20 protein-coding genes are annotated in these 19,522 nt (G+C 68.7%); 12 read left to right on the forward strand and 8 right to left on the reverse strand.

Annotated features, from left to right (window positions below):
* Positions 1–8 precede the first annotated feature (8 nt).
* From NO931_RS05490 to hisA, 4 genes are all read right to left on the reverse strand, one after another.
* The gene (locus NO931_RS05490; RefSeq protein WP_256391630.1) at positions 9–524 is read right to left on the reverse strand and encodes a hypothetical protein; all 516 of its coding nucleotides are present in this window, start codon (positions 522–524) and stop codon (positions 9–11) included.
* Positions 525–1,448: 924 nt separating this feature from the next.
* The gene (gene trpY, locus NO931_RS05495; RefSeq protein WP_256391631.1) at positions 1,449–1,952 is read right to left on the reverse strand and encodes a TrpY family transcription regulator; all 504 of its coding nucleotides are present in this window, start codon (positions 1,950–1,952) and stop codon (positions 1,449–1,451) included.
* 61 nt (positions 1,953–2,013) lie between these two features.
* Positions 2,014–2,604, reverse strand: coding sequence for an imidazoleglycerol-phosphate dehydratase HisB (gene hisB / locus NO931_RS05500; protein ID WP_256391632.1), 591 nt, complete (start codon positions 2,602–2,604; stop codon positions 2,014–2,016).
* 96 nt (positions 2,605–2,700) lie between these two features.
* Positions 2,701–3,426 carry a 1-(5-phosphoribosyl)-5-[(5-phosphoribosylamino)methylideneamino]imidazole-4-carboxamide isomerase gene (gene hisA, locus NO931_RS05505; protein WP_256391633.1) on the reverse strand — a complete coding sequence of 242 codons (726 nt, stop codon included), beginning with the start codon at positions 3,424–3,426 and terminating at the stop codon, positions 2,701–2,703.
* Between the two features lie 183 nt (positions 3,427–3,609).
* On the opposite strand from hisA, the gene NO931_RS05510 reads away from it, so the two are divergent.
* The 6 genes from NO931_RS05510 to NO931_RS05535 all read left to right on the forward strand — a co-directional run bounded on the left by NO931_RS05510 (position 3,610) and on the right by NO931_RS05535 (position 8,588).
* Positions 3,610–4,776 (forward strand): inorganic phosphate transporter, encoded by a 1,167-nt coding sequence (locus NO931_RS05510; RefSeq protein ID WP_256392043.1) that lies wholly within the window; start codon positions 3,610–3,612, stop codon positions 4,774–4,776.
* 133 nt (positions 4,777–4,909) lie between these two features.
* Positions 4,910–5,299 carry a ferredoxin Fer gene (gene fer / locus NO931_RS05515; RefSeq protein WP_256391634.1) on the forward strand — a complete coding sequence of 130 codons (390 nt, stop codon included), beginning with the start codon at positions 4,910–4,912 and terminating at the stop codon, positions 5,297–5,299.
* A 157-nt stretch (positions 5,300–5,456) separates the two neighbouring features.
* Entirely contained in the window at positions 5,457–5,723 is a 267-nt protein-coding gene (locus NO931_RS05520) for a hypothetical protein (RefSeq protein WP_256391635.1), read from the forward strand.
* 66 nt (positions 5,724–5,789) lie between these two features.
* Positions 5,790–6,851, forward strand: a complete 1,062-nt coding sequence (locus NO931_RS05525) for a prepilin peptidase (RefSeq protein WP_256391636.1) — start codon at positions 5,790–5,792, stop codon at positions 6,849–6,851.
* 218 nt (positions 6,852–7,069) lie between these two features.
* On the forward strand, positions 7,070–7,447 hold the full coding sequence (hisI, locus tag NO931_RS05530) for a phosphoribosyl-AMP cyclohydrolase (RefSeq protein ID WP_256391637.1): 378 nt from the start codon (positions 7,070–7,072) through the stop codon (positions 7,445–7,447).
* Between the two features lie 4 nt (positions 7,448–7,451).
* Entirely contained in the window at positions 7,452–8,588 is a 1,137-nt protein-coding gene (locus tag NO931_RS05535) for a DUF7118 family protein (RefSeq protein WP_256391638.1), read from the forward strand.
* A 62-nt stretch (positions 8,589–8,650) separates the two neighbouring features.
* Here NO931_RS05535 and glmM read toward each other — a convergent pair whose 3' ends face one another.
* Positions 8,651–10,009: a phosphoglucosamine mutase gene (glmM, locus tag NO931_RS05540; protein ID WP_256391639.1), complete on the reverse strand. Its 1,359-nt coding sequence runs from the start codon at positions 10,007–10,009 to the stop codon at positions 8,651–8,653.
* A gap of 125 nt (positions 10,010–10,134) precedes the next feature.
* Between glmM and NO931_RS05545 the strand changes: the two genes are divergently transcribed.
* The 3 genes from NO931_RS05545 (at position 10,135) to NO931_RS05555 (ending at position 11,645) form a co-directional block, all read left to right on the forward strand.
* Positions 10,135–10,785, forward strand: coding sequence for a thioredoxin domain-containing protein (locus NO931_RS05545; RefSeq protein ID WP_256391640.1), 651 nt, complete (start codon positions 10,135–10,137; stop codon positions 10,783–10,785).
* 57 nt (positions 10,786–10,842) lie between these two features.
* Positions 10,843–11,340: a DUF367 family protein gene (locus NO931_RS05550; RefSeq protein ID WP_256391641.1), complete on the forward strand. Its 498-nt coding sequence runs from the start codon at positions 10,843–10,845 to the stop codon at positions 11,338–11,340.
* Between the two features lie 110 nt (positions 11,341–11,450).
* On the forward strand, positions 11,451–11,645 hold the full coding sequence (locus tag NO931_RS05555) for a cold-shock protein (protein WP_097009945.1): 195 nt from the start codon (positions 11,451–11,453) through the stop codon (positions 11,643–11,645).
* A 104-nt stretch (positions 11,646–11,749) separates the two neighbouring features.
* Here the strand turns inward: NO931_RS05555 and NO931_RS05560 are convergent, their stop codons facing one another.
* The gene (locus NO931_RS05560; RefSeq protein WP_256391642.1) at positions 11,750–13,732 is read right to left on the reverse strand and encodes a DEAD/DEAH box helicase; all 1,983 of its coding nucleotides are present in this window, start codon (positions 13,730–13,732) and stop codon (positions 11,750–11,752) included.
* Between the two features lie 228 nt (positions 13,733–13,960).
* On the opposite strand from NO931_RS05560, the gene NO931_RS05565 reads away from it, so the two are divergent.
* On the forward strand, positions 13,961–15,358 hold the full coding sequence (locus NO931_RS05565; protein ID WP_256391643.1) for an NCS2 family permease: 1,398 nt from the start codon (positions 13,961–13,963) through the stop codon (positions 15,356–15,358).
* Between the two features lie 77 nt (positions 15,359–15,435).
* A complete protein-coding gene (locus NO931_RS05570) occupies positions 15,436–15,681 on the forward strand; it encodes a glutathione S-transferase N-terminal domain-containing protein (protein WP_256391644.1) in 246 nt (81 codons plus the stop codon).
* 84 nt (positions 15,682–15,765) lie between these two features.
* Here NO931_RS05570 and alaS read toward each other — a convergent pair whose 3' ends face one another.
* Entirely contained in the window at positions 15,766–18,543 is a 2,778-nt protein-coding gene (gene alaS / locus NO931_RS05575; RefSeq protein WP_256391645.1) for an alanine--tRNA ligase, read from the reverse strand.
* Positions 18,544–18,739: 196 nt separating this feature from the next.
* On the opposite strand from alaS, the gene NO931_RS05580 reads away from it, so the two are divergent.
* Positions 18,740–18,895 carry a hypothetical protein gene (locus NO931_RS05580; protein ID WP_256391646.1) on the forward strand — a complete coding sequence of 52 codons (156 nt, stop codon included), beginning with the start codon at positions 18,740–18,742 and terminating at the stop codon, positions 18,893–18,895.
* Here the strand turns inward: NO931_RS05580 and NO931_RS05585 are convergent.
* Positions 18,892–19,473, reverse strand: a complete 582-nt coding sequence (locus NO931_RS05585; protein ID WP_256391647.1) for a hypothetical protein — start codon at positions 19,471–19,473, stop codon at positions 18,892–18,894. The two genes, NO931_RS05580 and NO931_RS05585, sit on opposite strands and share 4 nt — an antisense overlap.
* Positions 19,474–19,522 lie beyond the last annotated feature (49 nt).

The raw sequence follows: 19,522 nt of genomic DNA on the forward strand, positions 1-19,522 counted from the left end.
TCGGGGTCTTATCGCCCGGCGTCGGACTCTGCGGGCGATTCGCGGTCTGTCGGCGCGTCGGTCGCGACCTCGTCGTACAGCAGCGCCCCGAGCACGCCGAACAGTGCGACCTCGACGAGCTTCGAGAGCCCCTCGATCGGGTCGCCGACGGCGTGTTCGAGCAGCACCGCGACGGGGTTGCCGACGTGGGTCTGCGAGACGCCCTCGGGCGCCCACGGCAGCAGGGCGACGTGGCCGCCGAGGTGCCAGACCATCCATCCCGCGATCGAGACGGCCATCAGCGCCATCCCCGCGACGTACGCGGCGGTCCGGGGGATCGCGCCCCGCTGGACCAGCACCAGCCCACCGAGCACGAGCACGGTGAGGCCGACGAACAGCAGCGGTCGCGGATCCCGATACAGCGGTTGGCCGTACTGGACGGTGCGAACGAGTTTGGGGAACGCCCAGTAGAAGTGCAACCCGGCGTACACCGCCGCGAGCTGGACCGCGACGAAGCCGAGGGTGCCGCGCGTACTCTCGTCCATGGTCGGTGGGTCGGGACGCCGCGGGCAATAGCCCGTCGGTTCTAGGACGATGCGTTTTCGGACGACTCGCCGGCTTCGCGATGGCCGTCTTCGACGAGAACACGCTGAAAGCCCTCGGATCGCTTTTAACATCTGCAGCTACCGATACAGACGGTGCCTCCACGAAAGCCCTCGGCCCGCTGGGCGGTTCTCGAGTGGATATCCTCACTGCGTTCGGATAGGGCCACCCGAGAACCGCCCACCGCGCCTCGCCGGGAGAGCAAGCTCTCCCGAGCCCACGTTCGCTACACTCACGAGGACGCCCTTTCATTCCGCCAGGCAGGTACCGCAGTGCGCGGGTCGCCGGAAGACTCGCTCCGCTCGTCTTCCGAGCCCTCACTCGCTCACTACGTTCGCTCGTGAGGACGCCCTTGGGCGACCACGCGCGACCCGGCCCTCCCCCTTCAGCGCGGCACCGGAAGACGCTGCGCGTCTTCCGAGCTCACGCTCGCTTCGCTCGCGTGAACACGAGGCCGCGCCCGGCCGAGCGGTTGCGGTGGCGCGCGCTGTCGAGCCTTCTATGGCGAGACAGCGTCGCGCGAGGGATGAGTGAGGGAGCGAAGTGACCGAACGAATCGGCTGGGGAGGACGAGGCTGCGGTGGGTGGGAATGAAAGGGGCCGCCGTGCTCGATCCGGTGAGGCGAAGCAAGCACCGTAGCGACCGAAGGGAGCGAGGAGCACAGCGAGTCGCAACCGGTCGAGCGCGGCGGGGGCTTTCAGGGCGTTCGCAGTCGTAGCAGCCATCCCAGAGAGCGCGGCGGGGGCTTTCAGGGCGTTCGCAGTCGTAGCAGCCATCCCAGAGAGCGCGGCGGGGGCTTTCAGGGCGTTAGAACCAGCGTCTGTCCTCTGTTTAGAGAGTACGCCGATCGCACCCGAGCAGTATCCTACTGCAGTTCGATGCTGCGGACGAAGGCAAGGTCGTTCAACTCGTTGATCAGATCGCCCGGAAGCCGCTCGCCGGTCACCAGATACAGCCGCGGTTCGTCGGTGAACTCCGGGTCTTCGCTGATCGTCTGGCGGATCGAGATGCCCCGATCGGCGAGTCGACCCGTGATCTCTGCGACGATTCCCTCCTCCTCGGCGTCGGTCACCGCGACCGAGACGACAGTGAGATCGAGCACCGGCGCCAGATCCATCAGGCTGGGCACCTGCGAGATGTTCTGAAAGATGCGGCGCAGCTCGTCGTCGTCGAGGATCGCGTCGGTCGTCGAGTCGACCACCCGACGGTCGACGTCGATCTCGCGGGCGATCCCGGTGTTGGGGATCTCGATGCCGCCCGAGACGACGCGCCCCTCGTCGTTGACCGAGAACCCGCGTTCGAGGAGCAGCCGGATCACCCGCTGCTGGGAGGGGCTCCCCTCGAACTTCTCCATGATCTCGTCGAACATTAGGTAGGGCGAGGGATGCCCGGCACTTTTAACTGCGGGTTCGGTAGGAGCGCTCGCCACCTCAGAGCTCGCCCTTCGTGCTCGGCGTGTCGCCGCCGCGGCGCTCGTCGATCCGCGTCGCGTCGTCCAGCGCTCGCGCGGTCGCTTTGAACAGCGCCTCGATCTCGTGGTGGGCGTTCTCTCCCTCGACCTCGGCGTGGAGCGTCAGGTCCGCGTTCATCGCCAGCGAGCGCAGGAAGTGCTTGGCCATGTGGCTGGTCAACTCACCCACCGAGGCCTGCGAGAACTCGCCGTCGAACTCGAATAGCGGGCGCCCGCTCACGTCGACGACGATCCCGGCGACGGCCTCGTCCAGCGGGACTTTGCGGTCGGCGTAGCGCCGGATTCCGCGCTTCTCGCCGAGCGCCTCGTCGAACGCCTCGCCGAGCACGATCGCGACGTCCTCGACGGTGTGGTGGTCGTCGATCTCCAGGTCGCCGTCGCACTCCACTGTGAGGTCGAAGAGGCCGTGCTTGGCGAACGACTCCAGCATGTGATCGAAGAAGCCGATCCCGGTGTCGACGGCGGCCTCCCCGTCGCCGTCCACGTCGAGCGTGACGTCGATCTCCGTCTCGGCCGTCTCGCGGACGACGGCCGCTGCGCGGTCGGTCATGCGCGAGACGACGGACCCGACCACCATACTTCTGACGCTGGGCGGTGGCGTCCCGACGCTGAGCTGGGCGGTGGCGTCCCGACGGTTCGATGCCGATCAGAGCGCCGCGATCGCTTCGTCGAGCGTGAACTCGCCCTCGTACAGCGCCGACCCCACGACGACCGCGCTCGCGCCCGCGTCGCGCAGCGCCAGCACGTCGTCGATCGACGCCACGCCGCCGCTGGCGATCACCGGGATGTCGACCGCCTCGACGACGTTCCGCACCGGCTCGGTCTGGACGCCCTCCAGTCGCCCCTCGACGTCGACGTCGGTAAACAGGATCGCGCCGGCGCCGAGGTCCTCGTAGCGCCCGGCGGCCTCGGCGGGATCTAATCCCGTGCCCTCGGTCCAGCCCTCGACGACGACCTCGCCGTCCTTGGCGTCGAGGCTGACCACGACCGTTCCGGGGTGCTCCGAACTGATCTCGCCGACGATCTCGGGCTCCTCGACGGCGGCGGTCCCGAGGATCACCCGGTCGACGCCGCGTTCGAGCAGGTCGACTGCGTCGTCGACCGTCCGGATGCCGCCGCCGAGTTGCACGTCGGCGTCGACGGCCTCGACCACGCGCTCGACGGCGTCGGCGTTGGCGCGCTCGCCCTCGAACGCGCCGTCGAGATCGACCAGGTGGAGCGTCTCGGCGCCCTGATCGACCCACCGCTCGGCGGCTTCGACGGGGTCGCCGTACCGCTTCTCGGTGCCGCGCTCGCCCTGGACCAACTGGACGACCTCGCCGTCCTGCAGGTCGACCGCCGGGATCACCTCGAACTCCGGAAACGCGCTCATGTGCGAGCGATGGCGGGGCGGCGGCCTAAAGGCTCCGAAGCGCACCCGCGCGGCACCGCGGAAACGCGACTCGGCGCCGCGCCGCCCGGCGGAGTTGGCCGTCTCGACGATGCCGACGCCCGGCGGCCCGACCCGCGGATTGATTCCAGATTCATTATGGTCCGTCCCGCTCTACCCTCGGTCGTGATCGAACCGCTGTTGCTCGTCGGACTCGTCGTCGCGGCGTTCGTGGGGTACAACATCGGTGGGGCGACCACCGGCCCCGCCTTCGGGCCCGCCGTGGGCGCCGACGTGATCGCCAAGACGACCGCCGCGGCGCTGATGTCGCTGTGCTTTTTCGTCGGCGCCATCACGATCGGCCGGCGCGTCGTCACGACGCTGGGCGCCGATCTCGTCGACCCGTCGGTCTTTACCCTGACGACGAGCATCGCGGTGCTGTTTTTCATCGGCCTCGCGCTGTTCGTCGGGAACGTGTTCGGCGTCCCGGCGTCGACGTCGATGACCGCGGTCGGCGCGATCGCCGGGCTGGGCGTCGCCAGCGGCACGCTCGACTGGGGCGTGATGAGCGAGATCGCGATCTGGTGGCTGGTCGCGCCGCTGATCGGCTTCTGGGTCAGCGGCGTCGTCGGCCGGTACTTCTACCCGGCAATCAACGAGTGGATCGCGATCGACCGCTCTGACGCCGCGCTCGTCGAGGTCGACCGCTCTGGCGCCGTCCCGCGGGTCGCCGTCGCCGACGAGGCCACGCGTCGCGAGCTGGTCGGCGCGGGCGTCGTCGTCGCGATCGGCTGTCTGATGGCGTTCTCCTCGGGGACGAGCAACGTCGCCAACGCGATCGCGCCGCTGGTCGGCAGCGATCTGGTCGAGATGAACCCCGGCATCCTGCTGGCGAGCGCGGCCGTCGCGGTCGGCGCCTTCACGATCGCCCGGCGGACGCTGGACACGCTGGGCAACGACATCACCGAGCTCCCGCTGACGGCGGCGATCGTCGTCGCGACGGTCAGCTCCGGGCTGGTGATCTTCCTGTCGGCGATCGAGATCCCCGCCAGTTTCGTCGTGATCGCGACGATGAGCATCGTCGGGCTGGGGTGGGGCCGGGCGACCCGCACCGCGGGCGTTCGCGAGAGCGTCCGCTCGCCCGAGGACACGATCGGCGCGTTGGCGGCCGACGAGGAGGGCGAGGCGCTGCCAGCGATGGGCGAGGAAGATCCCGCCGACGTCCCCAGCGCCGCCGACCTGTTCGATCCCGAAACGACCGGGCGCGTGATCTTGCTCCAGAATCTCGTGCCGACGATCGCGACGGCCGGCGCGTATCTGGTGTTCGAGTTCGTCCCGATTTTCGGTTTCTGAGCGCCCGGCCGTCGGCATCCTCGTGCGTCCATCCCACGACCGTCCACCGGGTCGTCGCCCCTGCTGGCGGATAGGTCACCGGACGAACTCAAAACAGCAACTTCTAACCGTTTGGACAGAGAAGTTTGGCGTGATGCCCACGGTAGAATACCTCAACTACGAAGTACTGGACGACCAGGGCTGGGACATGGACGACGACGATCTCTTCGAGCAGGCCGCCGACGCGGGCCTCGACGACGAGGATTACGGTTCTCTCGACGTCAACGAGGGCGAGTACATCCTCGAGGCCGCCGAGGCCCAGGGCTACGACTGGCCCTTCTCGTGCCGCGCCGGTGCCTGCGCGAACTGCGCAGCCATCGTCTTCGAGGGCGAGATCGACATGGACATGCAGCAGATTCTCAGCGACGAAGAAGTCGAGGAGAAGGGCGTGCGCCTGACCTGCATCGGTTCGCCCGATGCCGACGAGGTCAAGATCGTCTACAACGCCAAGCACCTCGACTACCTGCAGAACCGCGTCATCTGAGCGGCTCTGCCGTCTCACCTGCCGACGCTTCATTTTTTGGTCGCCGACCGCTCAGTGCGGCGCTCCGGCCGGCCGATCTTTCAGGAACATTCGTTCGGTTTTCTTCGCCGCGCTCGAACCGAATAGATCTTCTTCGCTGACGCCCTACCCCCGGTCGATGGGACTGCCGGACCTGTTCGCTCGCGTCACGGGCACGAGCGAGGACGGCGTCGAGCACGCTCGCGATCGCCGGGCCGAAGCTAGGGCGACGGGACTGCTTCCCGACGATTGGGACGGCACGTCGCCGCTCGCGCTCTGCGTGCTCTGTCACGCGTTCAACCGCGAGGGGTTCGCGCACTGCCGGATCTGTGCCGAGCGACTCCCCAGAGCGACGGTGCCGCCCGAGGACTGCCGTCGGATCGCGCTCCAGCGGAGCGGGCACTGACCGCCCCACCGACCGCACCTCGCTGCGGGCGGAACCTATTTTACGGTCGCCCGCCCGCATGGGAACGTGATCGACCTCGGGTTCGTCGTGGCGCCGGCGCCGGATCTCCTCCGTTTGCTTGCGGTGCCCGTTTTCGGCTGGGCGGCCTGGCGCGACGTCAAGAGCCGACGGGTTCCCAATAAGACGTGGCTTCCGCTGCTGGCGCTCGGGCTGCTCGCGCTCGTCTGGCAGGCGGCCAGCCTGCACGCGACGGGCGGCTATCGCTGGCAGCTGTTCGTCAGGCAGGTCGCGATCAGCCTCGGGCTGGTCGTCCCCCTGGCGTACGCGTTCTGGTGGATCGGCGGCTTCGGCGGCGCCGACGCGAAGGCGTTGATGGTGCTTGCGGTGCTGTTCCCGGCGTTCCCCTCCTACTTTCTGGCGGGCGGCGCCGAGTACCCGCTGGTCCAGACGCGGATCGGCGTGTTTTCCTTTAGCATCCTTACGAACGCCGTCCTCGTCGCCGCGGCCTACCCCCTCGCGCTCGCGCTGTACAACGCCGTTCGCGGCCGCTTTTCTTCGGCGATGGCCGTCGGACTGGAGCGGCCCTTGTCGGCGGTGCTGACCGCTCACGGCCAGCTGCTGGAACGCCCGGACGGGCTGACCCGCCGCGGATTGGATCTCGACGCGCTCCGGATGTACCTGCGCTGGCGCGGTCTCGCGCTCGCTGACCTGCGCGAGCGCCCCGAGCACTACCGCGATCCAGCCACGCTTCCCGCCGATCCGAACCCGCCGACCGACGGCGCCGTCGGGGCGGTTTCTCCCGTCCCCGACGCGGCGGGCGACGCCGATCACGCCGCGGCGACTGCGGCGTCTCACGACCCGGGCGAGACCGACGGCGGGACGCCTCGCGACGACGCGGCGTACGACGACCCCTGGGGCGCCGCCGCCTTCCTCGACGCGATCGACGGCTCGGCCTACGGAACGACGCCCGAGGACCTCCGGGACGGGCTGGACGTGCTCGCACAGGAAGAGACCGTCTGGATCTCGCCGGGCATTCCGTTCATCGTTCCGCTGTTCGCGGGACTGCTCGTCTCGCTGGTGTACGGCGACCTGCTCTTTTCGCTGCTGGGCGCCCTCGGGCTCGTCTGATCGGCCGCGGCGTCGACTCCTCCGTCCACAGCTTTACGTACGATACGGCGGCGACGGCCGGCGTGACCTGACAGTCGCGCGGAGCGTCTCGCCGTCGCGCACCGCAGCGCTCCGCGCCCCCATCGCGGTGCCTGTTCGCCACGTTGCCCGGCAGCGACGGCCGAACTGCCGCCTCGCCGACCAAAAAGCATACCTCGGCGTCGGGCCTCGGTCTCGACATGAGCGACGCAGCCGCCGCCGTCGATCTCGATTTCGGCGAGTCGGGCCGCATCCCCGCGGTCGCCCAGGACGCCGACTCCGGCGAGATCCTGATGCTGGCGTACGTCACGCCCGAGGCCGTCGAGCGCACCCGCGAGACGGGGCGCGCCCACTACTACTCCCGGAGCCGCGAGGAACTCTGGGAGAAAGGCGCCACGAGCGGGCACGTCCAGCACGTCGAGGAGATTCGCGTCGACTGCGACGGCGACGCCATCGTCTACCGAGTCGACCAGGAGGGCGGCGCCTGCCACACCGGCTACGAGTCCTGCTTCTACCGCACGATCGACGGCGAGACGGTCGGCGAGCAGGTGTTCGATCCCGACGCCGTCTACGAGTAAGCCGATGAGCGAACCAGCGAGCCGTCGGTTCGACTCGGTCGAGCGGCTCCGGGACGCCCACGAGCGCCTGGAGCGGCTCCGATCGGCGGTCGCGGACCACGGCGAGAACGACGTCGAGACCGTCGCCGAGACCTATCGCTCGGCCCACCGGCTGCTCGACCGGTACGTCGACGACGCCACCGGAACGGGCGATTTTCAGTCCTACGTCGAGTTCCGCGGCGAGTTCGCCACGCTCGTCGAGGACCTGCCCGACGAGCTCCCCCGTCGCGAGGCGTTCGAGGACGCGCTGGAGGCGGTCGACAAGCGTCGGCTCAGCCAGAGCGATTTCGACCGAGCGCAAGAGGCGCTCGCACGCGCCGAGGATCTCGTCGACCTGCTGGGGGATCGCGACGACGCGCGGGCGGCGTACCGCGATGCTCGCATCGACGCCGCCGATCGGCTCGACGCGATCGACGAGCGCGAAGCGGAGCTCGAACGACTGCTGGAACTGGGCGACGCCGACCTCGACGCGCCCGTCGAGCAGTTGCGCGACCCGATCGAGGCGTACGACGAGTCGATCCGCGAGGCGTTCCGCGAGTACCGCGAGACGGCGTCGGCTCGCGAGCTGCTGGCGTTCGTCGAGCAGACGCGCGCGTTCCCGCTCGTCGACCTGCCGCGCCCCTCGGAGGAGCTGCTCGCGTACGTCCGCGAATCTCCCGACGGCGAGGAACCGCTGCCGACGCTACTGGAGTACGCCGACTACTCGCGCTCGAAGCTCGAACACTACGCGGCCGACGCCGACGCGCTCAAGCGCTCGATCGCGACCGAGCGGACCTACCTCGAACGGCTCGACGCCGAGCCCCTGACGATCGGCTGGCCGCCGCCGGAGCGAGGCGTGCTGCGCTGGCGGGTCGTCGAGCTCCGGAAGGTCGTCGACCGGTTCGCCCCGGAGGACGCCGTCGCGAAGCTCCGCGAGGTTCGCGCGCTGGCGAACGACGCCGAGCGGTACGAGCGCCTGCGCGACGCCGCGGTCGCGACCCACCGGCTCGACGCCGACGATCGGGAGCGTCTGGCGTCGGGCGGCGTCGCGGACGACCTCGACGAGTTGCGCGAGGAGCGTGCGGCCCTCGAATCGGCCCTGTCGGAGCTTCCGGAGCCGTAGCTGCAGACTCTACGTTCGACGCCGTAGCTCGACGCCCGCGAGCGATCGGTGCGAGAACGAGCTCAGTTCCTGCCCGCTTCGAGCGCATCGCCGACCGCCGCCGCCAGCTCCTCGGCTCGCTCGGCGTCGCGCGCCTCGGCGTAGACGCGGATCAGCGGTTCGGTGCCGCTCGGTCGGGTCAGCGCCCAGGCGTCGCCGTAGTCGAGCCGGTAGCCGTCGATCGTCGTCAGCTCGGCGTCTTCGGTTTCGGCCCACTCTTCGGCGGCCGCGAGCATCCGGTCGCGCTCGTCGCGGTCGGCGTAGTCGACGTTTCGTCGGACGTTGTGGTAGTCCGCGAACGGCGCAACGACGTCGCTGGCCCGGCGGCTGGCCACCTGTTCGAGGAAGCGAGCGGCGGTGTAGGCGCCGTCGCGAGCCAGCCGGAACTCGGGGAAGAAGATTCCGCCGTTGCCCTCGCCCGCGATCGGCACGTCGGCGCCCTCGCGCTGGAGCTCCAGCACGCGACTGACGATGTGGGTCGATCCGATCGGCGTCAGTTCGAGATTCGCGTCGGCCGCGTCGACGGCGTCGACCAGCCGCTGGGAGACGTTGACCGCCGAGACGGTGGTTTCGCCGGGATCGAGTTCGGCCGTCGCCAGCGCGGCCAGCGCGGCGTCGCCCTCGACGAACTCGCCGCGCTCGTCGAAGAAGATCGCGCGGTCGGCGTCGCCGTCGTGGGCGATCCCCAGGTCGGCGCCGGCAGTCCGGACCAGCCGTCCGAGGTCCGCCAGGTTCTCCGCGACCGGTTCGGGGTCCCGTCCCGGGAAGTGGCCGTCGGGCTGGGCGTTGACAGTCACGACCTCACAGCCCAGCGAGCGGAAGAACTCGGGGCTGGTCAGCGCCCCGGCGCCGTGGCCGGGATCGAGCGCGACCGTCAGGTCGGCTGCCGCGATGCGCTCGCGGTCGATCGCCGACAGCAACTCGGCGACGTAGTCGTCGTTGACGTTCGACACGCGCCGTCGCGTACCCACCTCGTCCCACGGCACCGTCTCGACGCCGCCTTCGAGGAACGCTTCCTCGATCAGTTCGAGCGCGTCCACCGACAGACCGACGCCGTCGGGCCCGATCAGCTTGATCCCGTTGAACTCTGGCGGGTTGTGCGAGGCCGTCACCATCACCACTGGCATCTGCGCCCGTTCGGCGTACGCCTGCGCCGACGGCGTCGGTGTCCGGCCGAGTCGGTCGACGTCGGTCCCGACGCTGGCCAGCCCGCTCGCGGCCGCGTCGGCGAGCATCCCGCCGGTCACGCGCGTGTCCCGCGCGACCGCGGCGCGATCGGCGTCCCAGACGGTTCCGGCCGCCTGGGCCACCTGTACGACGAACTCGGGAGTGAAGGACTCGTTGACCGTCCCCCGCGTCCCGCTCGACCCGAAAACCTCCATGTGCGGAGGTGTGACTGCCGTCCTCAAAGTGGTTCCGCATCCGAACGGGCGATCGGTCCCGGTGCGCCCCGTCGCGGCGACCGGAAGCCGGACGGTTGATACTGGACCGGTCCGTACGGCTACTCATGGCACCTCGATTCACCCGTCGTCGGGCCCTCGCGCTCGCGGGCGGGCTAGCGACCGGTTCGATCGCCGGCTGTTTCGGCCTCGGTGATGCGCCCGAGCCCTCCGGTGAGGCGGTCGAATCGCTCCCGACGCCGGTGCAGGGCGACCCGGAGTCGTCGATCACCGTCGCCGCCTACGAGGACTTCTCGTGTCCACACTGTCGGGACTTCCATCTGAACGTCTACCCCGACGTCGTCTCGGAGTTCGTCGACACCGGGCGCGTCCGCTACGAGCACCACGACTTCCCCATCCCGGTCGACGATCGGTGGTCGTGGGCCGTCGCCGGAGCCGCCCGCGCTGTCCAGGACGGGGTCGGCGACGCGGCCTTCTTCGAGTACGCCGCGCTCGCGTTCGAGCAACAGGGATCGTACTCGATGGACGTGCTCGCGGACCTGGCGAACGAGGTCGACGCTCCAGCCGATGCGGTGCGCTCGGCCGCCGAAAACGACACGTACGCGCCGGTACTCGAAGCCGACCGCAGCGACGGGCAGGATCGCGGCGTCCAGGGCACGCCGACGGTGTTCGTGAACGACGAGCAGGTCGATCTCGACTCGGGCGACAGCCAACTCGACGCGATCCGGTCGGCGATCGAGTCGGCGGAGTCGGGATAGCCACCGAGCGGCGCCGTCCCGCATCGCTTTTGCTCGCCCGCCGCCAACGCTCGGCCAGTGAATCTCCACGTCCGGTACGAGGGCGACGACGACCCCGACAAGTGCACCGCTCGGAAGCTCGCGCGGTTCGACCTCGCCGAGCTACATCGCAGCGACCGGGCGACCCCGTACGGGATCGTGCTGAACCCTCACGCCGAGCGCGCGCTCTCGCCGGCCGACCGCGAGGCGAGCGACCGGCTCGTCGCGCTGGACTGCTCGTGGGAGACCGCCGGCGAGGCGATGTTCTCGATCGACGGCGAGCACCGCGCGCTTCCCTTTCTCGTCGCCGCGAACCCGATCAACTACGGCAAGCCGTTCCAGCTGACCACCGTCGAGGCGCTGGCCGCCGGGTTGACGATTCTGGGCGAGCGCGAGCGCGCCGAGGAGATTCTCGCGAAGTTCACGTGGGGCGAGACGTTTCTGGAGATGAACGAGGAACCGCTCCGGCGATACGCCGATTGCGAGGATTCGAGTGAGGTCGTCGAGATTCAACAGGAGTATCTGGATCGAGAGTGACGCCGCGGCGCCCCGATATTCGCCTCGACGATCGTCGTTTTGTCCCCGCCCCTCGTGGTACCGCGACCCTCGCAAGGGTTATCCCCCGAGTGCCCCTACAGTTGTTTGCAATGGCGAAAGGAAACGTTGATTTCTTCAACGACACAGGCGGCTACGGTTTCATTTCGACGGACGACGCGGACGATGACGTATTCTTCCACATGGAAGACGTCGGCGGCCCGGACCTCGAAGAAGGCACCGAGATCGAGTTCGACATCGAACAGGCCCCCAAGGGTCCCCGCGCGACGAACGTCGTCCGCAACTAATATCTCATTCACTGTCGCCTGACGGCGGCGCTGAACGACGATTTCATTCTTCGGAAGATTACGCACGGAGCGCGGGCTTTGCGCGCCGTAGTCGCGTCGCGGCCTCAGTCCTCGCGCTCGACGAGCGCCTCGCGCGTCTCGCGGATCCGATCGACGACCCGTTCGTAGTCCGGATTTCCGGCCCCCGCACCGCCGTCCGCCGCGGCGTCGGCGTCCGTGTCGGCGTCTCGATCCACGGCGCCGTCCGCGAGATGCTCGGCGATCACCTCCGTGGCCGAGAGCAGCCAGGCCGCGCTCTCGGCCAGTCGGCGGACGTCGCCCGGCGCGACGCCGTAGCGCTCGTCGATCGTCTCGGCGTCGGCGCCGTCGGCCCAGTCGGCGAGCAGGCGGGCGGTTTTCAGGGTGCCGAGCCAGGACTGGAAGTTCCCCTCGAACTCGCTGACGGACTTGGTGAACTGGTCCTCGCGGCGCATCGCGAACTCGCTGAGCCGCCCGGCCTCGTCGTTGCGGACGTGCTGGGTCGTCATGTCCTCGGTGTCACAGACCAGTTCGAGCACGGTCAACGCCGTCACGCGCTCCATCGCCGCCGCCGTTTCGACGGCTTCCACCACTTCGGCGCCGGTCAGCGGGTCGACGTACACCCGCGAGACCAGCCGGCCGAGATCCGTCGCCGCCAGCCCGCCGTCCCGGCGCAACATCCCCGTGGCGTCGAGGTAGGCCAGCACCTCGTCGGTCAGATCGACGAGTTCGGACTCGTCGCGCTGGTGAGCGAAAAACGTCGACGCGAGCACGTCCCGGAGCCCCTCGCGGGAGTCGGCGAACCCGCCCGCGACCGTCGCGAGGACGTGCGTGCGCAGCGGTTCGCGGGCGGCCAGCTTCGACTCGACGGGCTCGGGCTCGGCGCCGACGTAGCGCTCGCGCAGCCGGTCGGCGTTTTCACCCGTGGCGACCAGTACCGCCTCGCCATAGGGGTCGAGTCCCGGGCGGCCAGCGCGCCCGAACATCTGGTGGACCTCCAGCACGGGCAGGGGGTCGTACCCCTCGCCGGTGAACCGCTCGGTGTCCCGGACGATCACCCGGCGTGCGGGGACGTTGACGCCCGCCGCGAGCGTCGGCGTCGCACAGAGCACGCGCAGGTCGCGCTCGCGGAAGGCGTTCTCGACGATCGAGCGGTGCTCGGCGCGCAGTCCCGCGTGGTGGAAGGCGACGCCGCCCGCCGCGGCGCTCGCGAGTGCTTCCCCTGTGCTCGTGGTGGCGTCGGCGCCGATCTCCTCGGCGATTTCGGGCGCCGCGGCGAACTCCTCGTCGGCCAGCTCCGCGGCGAGTTGCTGGGCCTCGCGCCGGGAGTTGACGAACACGAGCGACTGGCCCCCTTCGTCGAGCGCGTCGGCGACGAGCGCCGTGGTCGGCGATCGATCTTCGGCGTCGATCGGGTGGCTTTCGCCGTCCTCGAACGCGATCGCGCCGTCGTCGTACACGCCGGTCTTCAGATCGACCGGCCGCCACGTCGACTGGACGAGTTCGGCGTCGAGCCAGTCGGCGATCTCGTCGGCGTTGCCCACAGTCGCGGAGAGCGCGACGATCTGCTGGTCCGGGCAGAGCCGTTGGAGCTTGGCTAACGTGACCTCTAGGGTCGGCCCGCGCCCGCTGGCGTCGAGCAGGTGGACCTCGTCGACGACGACGCAGGCGAGCTGCTCGACCCAGCCCGCGCCGTTGCGGATCGCCGAGTCGACTTTTTCGCATGTGGCGACGACGATGTCGTCGTCCGCGAACGCCTCGTCGTCGGCGTCGTAGTCGCCCGTCGCGACGCCGACGCTCACGCCCGGGAGCTCGCTGAACGTCTCGTACTTCTCGGTCGCCAGCGCGCGCAGCGGGACGACGTACAGCGCCGGCCCGTCGGCGGTCAGCATCGCCAGCTGGGCGACGAACGTCTTCCCGCTGGCCGTCGGTAGGGCGGCGACGACCCGCTGGTCGTCGGCGACGCCGGCCTCGACCGCGGCGACCTGCGGCGGGTACAGCGATTCGATCCCTTGCTCCTCGAAGTGCTCGACGAACCGGTCTTCGAGGGGTAGCTCCCGTACCTCCATCTACCGTACTCTCCGGCCAGATGCTATTTAAACTACGGGGCGGGCGGTAACGCCGGCTTCCCCCGGGTCGAGAGAGTCGGTACGGGATAATCGAATTATGTCAATATGGTGGGACCAGAGGATCGCAGGACGGCGCTCGACTGTCAGTGTATGCACGTTTGTGACGGCTGGTTCTCCGACGACAAGAAAATACTTAAGTTGTGGCTGGGCCCTTTGCACAATCATCCAATGGGACTCGCCGACCAGATGGCTGACTTCTTCGAGTTCGAGGCGCACGACACGGACCTGAGCACCGAGGTCGTCGCGGGGCTGACAACGTTCCTGACGATGTCGTACATCATCGTCGTCAACCCGGCGATCCTCGCGCCGGCGCTGATGACCGACCCGGCGATCGCCGAGGCGTACACGATCGCTCAGGTTCAACAGATGCTCGCGGTCGTCACAATCCTGGCGTCTGTCGCCGGTATCCTCGTGATGGCGCTGTACGCGAACCGGCCGTTCGGACTGGCGCCCGGGATGGGCCTGAACGTGTTCTTCGCGTTCACCGTCGTGATCGGTCTCGGCATTCCGTGGCAGACCGCGCTCGCGGCCGTGTTCGTGGAAGGCATCGTCTTCATCGTGTTGACCGCGGTCGGCGCGCGCCGATACATCATCGAACTGTTCCCCGAGCCCGTCAAGTTCGCCGTCGGCGCAGGGATCGGTATCTTCCTGCTGTTTCTCGGCCTCCAGCAGATGCAGGTCGTCGCGCCGGCCCCGGACGGCACGTTCGTCACGCTCGGTGAGATCGCCAACAATCCGGTCGCCTCGCTGGCGGTCGTCGGCCTGTTCTTCACGTTCGTGCTGTACGCTCGCGACGTGACGGGAGCGATCATCCTCGGTATCCTCTCGACTGCGGCAGCCGGGTGGGCGCTGACGTTCGCCGGCTTCTACGATCGTGGCGTGCTGACGCCGGAGACGCTGACTGGCGCCCAGTACGACATCACGCCGCTCGCTGGCGCGTTCGTCGAGGGGCTCCGCGATATCGACCCCGCGACGTTCACGTTCGTCGTGTTCACGTTCTTCTTCGTCGACTTCTTCGACACCGCGGGGACGCTGATCGGCGTCTCCCAGATCGCCGGTTTCCTCGACGAGGACGGAAACCTCCCCGACATAGACAAGCCGCTGATGGCCGACGCTGTCGGGACGACCGTCGGCGCGATGCTCGGCACCTCGACAGTGACGACGTACATCGAGAGTTCGACCGGCGTCGAGGAAGGCGGCCGGACCGGCATGACCGCGCTCGTGGTCGGGCTGGCGTTCCTGGCGGCGCTGGCGGTCGTCCCGCTGGTCGCCGCGATCCCCCAGTACGCCTCCTACATCGCGCTGGTGGTCGTCGGCATCATCATGCTCCAGGGCGTGACCGACATCGACTGGCAGGATCCGGCCTGGTCGATCGCCGGCGGGCTCACCATCGTCGTGATGCCCCTGACGACCTCGATCGCGGACGGGATCGCGGCCGGTATCGTCAGCTATCCGATCATCAAGGCAGCCGTTGGCGAGCCCGGCGACGTCAAACCGGGGCAGTGGCTGCTCGCCGCGGTGTTCGTCGTCTACTACTACGTCCAGACCAGCGGTATGATCGTCTGAGCGTCCTCGACGCGCTTGTGCACCGCACGTACACTGCATCCGGGTTTTCTTACCGCTCGCTTTCCTACGTCGAGTCGATGTCAAACCTCGAACTGTACGAACTCAGCGGCTGCCCGTACTGCGCGAAAGTGGTAAACAAGCTCGACGAGCTCGACCTGGACTACGAGTCCCACATGGTCCCCCGAAGCCACTCCGAACGCACCGAGGTCGAACAGATCAGCGGCCAGACCGGCGTCCCCGTCCTCGTCGACCCCGACAACGGCGTCGAGGGGATGGCCGAGAGCGACGACATCGTCGAGTACCTCGAAGAGACGTACGCGTAAGCCCCGATTTTTCTGGTCGCGAGCGTTCTGTAGTCGTCTCGCTGGTTACCGTCGACAAAGTAGTCGTGATCGAAGAGCCGTTCGTCAGGCGTTCTGAACCTGCCGGAGCACGTCGGGCGCTTCCGCCAGCGCCTCGTCCAGCTTCTCCACGTCCGGCCCGCCGCCCTGCGCGAAGTCCGGCGGCCCGCCGCCGCCGCCGCCGACGCGACCCGCTAACTCGCTGACGACCTGCCCGGCGTTGACGCCCACGTCGTCGGGGACGCCGACGACGAACTGCGCGCTGCCGGCGCCGCTGCCGATCACCGCGACCGAGCCTTCCTCGACGATGGCGTTGGCCGTCGCCCGAAGCTCGTCCATCTCGCCGTCGAGCCGCTGGACCACCGCGGTCGCGCCGTCGAGATCGACCTCCTCGGCGTCGCCCGCGCCGCCCGCCCGCACTTCCGCGAGTTCCTCCTGTAGCTCCTCGATCTGCTTGCCCCGCGCTTTCCACTCCTCGAAGAAGCGTTCGGCCGTGTCGGGGACCTCCTGGGGGTTCACGTCGAGCGCCTCGGCGGCCTCGTAGAGCGCGTCTTCGGTCTGCTGGGTGCCCTCGATAGCGGCCTCGCCGGCCGAGAACACGATGCGCTCGACGCCGTCCTGGACGCGCTCGGTCGTCCGGACCTTGATCGACCCGATGTCGCCGGTGCGCTCGACGTGCGTGCCGCCGCAGGCCTGGACGTCCTCGGCGACGTGGATCAGCCGGATCTGTTCGCCCGGCGGGATGCCGCCCTGGTAGAGACCGAAGCCGTGCTCTGCTTCGGCGTCGTTCCGGTGGGGCCACTCCTGGGTGACCGCGACGTTGTCCATCACCAGCTCGTTGGCGACGCGCTCGATCTCCTTGACGTCCTCGCGGGTGATGCGCCGGTAGTGTTGCAGGTCGATTCTCGAACTGTCGACGCCCTTCTGGGCGCCGGCCTGCCGGACGTGCTCGCCCAGCACCTGCTTTGCGCTGTGGATGATCACGTGGGTCGCGGTGTGGTTGCGCATCAGCTGGCGGCGGCGCTGGATGTCGATCTGGCCGCGCACCATCGCGCCCTTGTCCAGCGGTTCGTCCGTGCGGTGGCGGACGACGCCGTTCTCGATCTGGACGTCGCCGACCTCGACGGTGGCGTCCTCCGTCGACAGCGTCCCGTGGTCGGCGGGCTGGCCGCCGCCCTCGGGGTAGAACATCGTCTGGTCGAGCACGACGTCGTAGCCGTCCTCGCGCTCGAACACGTCGAGCACGACCGCCTCGAACTCGGTACCCTGCTGGTCGTCGTAGTAGAGCTTGTCAGTCTCGGGCAGGTCCTCGAACCGGTCGTCGATCTCGTCGGCGCCCTCGGCGCCGGTTTCCTGATCGTGGCGCTGGGCGACGAGGCTGTAGAAGTCGTCCGGCACGTCGACCGCGGCGCCGCGCTCGCTCGCTATCTCCTCGACCATGTCCGGCTGGATGCCGTGAGAGTCATACAGCTCGATCAGCTCGTCGGTGGGCACCGGCTCGCCTTTCGCGCTGTACTCCTCGGCGAGCTGCTCGACGCGTCGGGAGCCCCGATCGAGCGTCTCGCGGTACTTCTCGACCTCGGTGCGGACGACGTCGCGGATCGTGTCGCGGTTCTCGTACTCTAAGCGGTCGGCCTGCATGTCGACGAGCTCGTCGAGCGGCGCGTCGACGCCGACGTTGTCGACCAGCCGCTTGGTGCGCCGAAGCACCATGCGAGCCAGGTAGCCCGTCCCGACGTTCGAGGGGACGATGCCGTCGCCGAGCATGTACGCCAGCGTCCGGCAGTGGTCGGCGATCGCGTAGATGTCTTCGAGCGGCTCGACCAGGTCCTCTAACTCCTCGGTCGTGACGCCGACTTCCTCGGCGATCTCGTCGCGGGCGGCCTCGATGTCCTCGGCCTCGTCGATGTCCATCTTGCCCGCCAGCTTCGAGGCGTGGTGGACGACCGCCTGCTCGCCCTCGGTGAGCTCGATCCCGGCGTTGTCCTTCAGGAACTCGATCGTTTCGGGGTAGACCGCCTCGTACACCGTCGGCGTCCCCTGGCTCATCCAGGTCCACCGTTCGAGGCCGTAGCCGGTGTCGACGATGTAGGTGTCCATCGGCGAGTAGCGGTTCCCGTCTTTCATCTCGTACTCGCCCTCCGGATCTTGCTCCATCGACATGAAGACGAGCGTCGCGAGCTCGGCGCCCTTGTAGATGACCTCGATCGCGGGCCCGGCGTTGCCGCCGCCGACCCACGGGTCCTCGATGTAGGTGATCTCCTCTAAGTCGGCGCCCAGCGACTCGAACAGCTCGTCGCAGTACTGGACCGTCTGGTCCTTCCAGTACACCTCGCCCTCGTAGGCGTACTGGCCGGGGTCCTCGATGTCCTCGCGGGCGTTGAACGCGTGGTGGGCCATCATCTCGAAGGCCATCGTGTGCCGGCCGGTCTTGCCCACGTTGTCGATGTCCTGCATCCGGATGCAGGGCTGGCTGATCGTCAGCGGATTGGCGGGCGGCGGCGTCTCGCCCGACGTGACCAGCGGCTGGAAGTCGTAGATCGACGCCTGGGTCAGCAGGACGTCGTCGCGCCAGCGGTTCGCCGCCACCGGATACGGCTCGATGCGCTCGTGGTCGTGATCCTCGAAAAAGGAGAGGAACGCCTCGCGCATCTCCTCTAAACTGTACTCCTCGTCGAAGCCGGGATCGTCGATAAACGAGTACTCCGCGCAGGGCGGCTCGCCGCAGGTCACCCGGTCGTGGTCGCGCGTCCAGAAGTGATCGCCACACTCCGAACACTGTTTTCGGACGAAGTCGTTGTCCTCGAAGTAATCGAGGCGGTACTCCTCCTCGAGTTCGCTCATTACCCTCTGGTGGTCACGCAGCAAGTAAAACAGTTCCGCAACCGCGGTTCTCGCCTCGCGCCCGGCGGTTCGAGCGGCGTCGACGCGCGGGCACGATTTCCGCCGAGCCGGTGGTCGGGCCGTTCCTCACTGCCCGGACCTGTCGCCGTCCGGTCGGATGCGTACGCTTAAGCGCAGCTCTCTGGCAGCCTCTACCATGCAGCACTGTAGCGCCTGCGGCGAGCGCATCCCGCTGGGAGACGCACAGCGATGCGGCTGTGGGCAGACCGTCCACGCGCGATGTCTCGGCTACCACGCGGAGTTCGAGTGCGACGCCAGCCGCGAGCGCTGGATCGGCGCCCAGGAGTTCTAGTCGGCCCGGAACCGATCGTCGCTTCGCTCGACGCCCGGCAGTTCTGTCAGCCGCGGTGCGACGCAGCTGAGCCACGACTCGGCGTCCGCGTAGCCCGCCGAGTGGGCGGGATACACGTCTTCGGCCAGCGCCTCGCGGTCGGCGGGGCCGCGCTCACGGAGGTACTCGTAGGCCGCGCGGACGGCGTCGCGACGCCAGTCGCGCATCAGCTCGCTGGCGCCGGGAAACGCCAGTTCGTCGAGGGCGTCTTCGATCGCCCGATCGTCGTCGATCGTGACGACGACGTCGCCGTCGGCCAGCCGGTCTTCGGGGAGATACCAGAGATCGACGTCGAGATCCTCGCGCGCCTCGTCTCGCGGCCGCTCCCGAGCGTCGGCGTCGACGCCGGAGACCGTTTTCCGCCGGAGCGCTCCGCGCTCGACGAGCGCGTCGAGCGCCGCCGCGGTCGACTCGGCGTCGAGACCGACCGCCGACGCGACTTCCTCGGCAGTCAGCGGCGCGGCGTCGTCGAACGCCGCCAGCACCGACGCCTCGTCGGCCGAGGGCGCTCCGCCGCTCGCGTCGCTGTCCGCAGCCATAAGTGGGGGTTTGCGAGCATCCATCATGGACCTTCCCCTTCGCGAGCAT

The organism is Natronoarchaeum rubrum (genome assembly GCF_024494695.1).

Coding starts and splice junctions, on each gene's coding strand:
- hisI (WP_256391637.1), top strand. CDS start 7,070: ATGAGCGACGCAGCCGCCGCCGTCGATCTCGATTTCGGCGAGTCGGGC.
- NO931_RS05535 (WP_256391638.1), top strand. CDS start 7,452: ATGAGCGAACCAGCGAGCCGTCGGTTCGACTCGGTCGAGCGGCTCCGG.
- trpY (WP_256391631.1), bottom strand. CDS start 1,952: ATGTTCGACGAGATCATGGAGAAGTTCGAGGGGAGCCCCTCCCAGCAG.
- NO931_RS05545 (WP_256391640.1), top strand. CDS start 10,135: ATGGCACCTCGATTCACCCGTCGTCGGGCCCTCGCGCTCGCGGGCGGG.
- NO931_RS05580 (WP_256391646.1), top strand. CDS start 18,740: ATGCAGCACTGTAGCGCCTGCGGCGAGCGCATCCCGCTGGGAGACGCA.
- NO931_RS05565 (WP_256391643.1), top strand. CDS start 13,961: ATGGGACTCGCCGACCAGATGGCTGACTTCTTCGAGTTCGAGGCGCAC.
- glmM (WP_256391639.1), bottom strand. CDS start 10,009: ATGGAGGTTTTCGGGTCGAGCGGGACGCGGGGGACGGTCAACGAGTCC.
- NO931_RS05585 (WP_256391647.1), bottom strand. CDS start 19,473: ATGGCTGCGGACAGCGACGCGAGCGGCGGAGCGCCCTCGGCCGACGAG.
- NO931_RS05520 (WP_256391635.1), top strand. CDS start 5,457: ATGGGACTGCCGGACCTGTTCGCTCGCGTCACGGGCACGAGCGAGGAC.
- alaS (WP_256391645.1), bottom strand. CDS start 18,543: ATGAGCGAACTCGAGGAGGAGTACCGCCTCGATTACTTCGAGGACAAC.
- NO931_RS05555 (WP_097009945.1), top strand. CDS start 11,451: ATGGCGAAAGGAAACGTTGATTTCTTCAACGACACAGGCGGCTACGGT.
- NO931_RS05570 (WP_256391644.1), top strand. CDS start 15,436: ATGTCAAACCTCGAACTGTACGAACTCAGCGGCTGCCCGTACTGCGCG.
- hisB (WP_256391632.1), bottom strand. CDS start 2,604: ATGACCGACCGCGCAGCGGCCGTCGTCCGCGAGACGGCCGAGACGGAG.
- NO931_RS05490 (WP_256391630.1), bottom strand. CDS start 524: ATGGACGAGAGTACGCGCGGCACCCTCGGCTTCGTCGCGGTCCAGCTC.
- fer (WP_256391634.1), top strand. CDS start 4,910: ATGCCCACGGTAGAATACCTCAACTACGAAGTACTGGACGACCAGGGC.
- NO931_RS05560 (WP_256391642.1), bottom strand. CDS start 13,732: ATGGAGGTACGGGAGCTACCCCTCGAAGACCGGTTCGTCGAGCACTTC.
- hisA (WP_256391633.1), bottom strand. CDS start 3,426: ATGAGCGCGTTTCCGGAGTTCGAGGTGATCCCGGCGGTCGACCTGCAG.